Origin of the sequence: Rheinheimera mesophila (assembly GCF_000986865.1) — a bacterium.
GTDB classification, from domain to species: domain Bacteria; phylum Pseudomonadota; class Gammaproteobacteria; order Enterobacterales; family Alteromonadaceae; genus Pararheinheimera; species Pararheinheimera mesophila.
Genome location: NZ_LAVS01000084.1, coordinates 1 through 657 on the forward strand (window position 1 = coordinate 1; position 657 = coordinate 657).

Consider the following 657-nt stretch of genomic DNA (forward strand, 5'->3'; position numbering starts at 1 on the left):
GACTAATAGAGAGATACCAAATTTAGATAATCAAATGTGTATTGGTGGTTTAGACTTTGCAAACATTCGAGATTTTGCAAGTGTAGGGCTATTATTCCGAAAAAACGATGATTACATTTGGTTAGGACATTCGTTTGTAAGACAAGGGTTTTTGGATGATGTCAAATTAGAACCTCCTATTAAAGAATGGGAAAAAATGGGATTATTGACCATTGTCGATGATGATGTCATTGAAATTGAATATATAGTTGATTGGTTTTTAAAGGCTAGAGAAAAATATGGGCTTGAAAAAGTCATAGCTGATAATTATAGAACTGATATTGTAAGACGTGCGTTTGAGGATGCTGGCATAAAACTTGAAGTACTTAGAAATCCAAAAGCAATACATGGATTACTTGCACCACGTATCGATACAATGTTTGCGAAACATAACGTAATATATGGAGACAATCCTTTGATGCGTTGGTTTACTAATAATGTTGCAGTAAAGGTTAAACCCGATGGTAATAAAGAATATATTAAAAAAGATGAAAATAGAAGAAAAACCGATGGGTTCATGGCTTTTGTTCACGCATTATATAGAGCAGACGATATAGTAGACAAAGACATGTCTAAAGCGCTTGATGCATTAATGAGTATAGATTTCTAATAGAGGAG

General features: G+C 33.3%; 1 protein-coding gene. It reads left to right on the top strand.

Features of this window, described 5'->3' with window-relative positions; genetic code table 11:
* On the top strand, nt 1–649 hold a 649-nt coding region (locus SD53_RS12655; RefSeq protein WP_046520569.1), incomplete at its 5' end, for a terminase TerL endonuclease subunit.
* Nucleotides 650–657 lie beyond the last annotated feature (8 nt).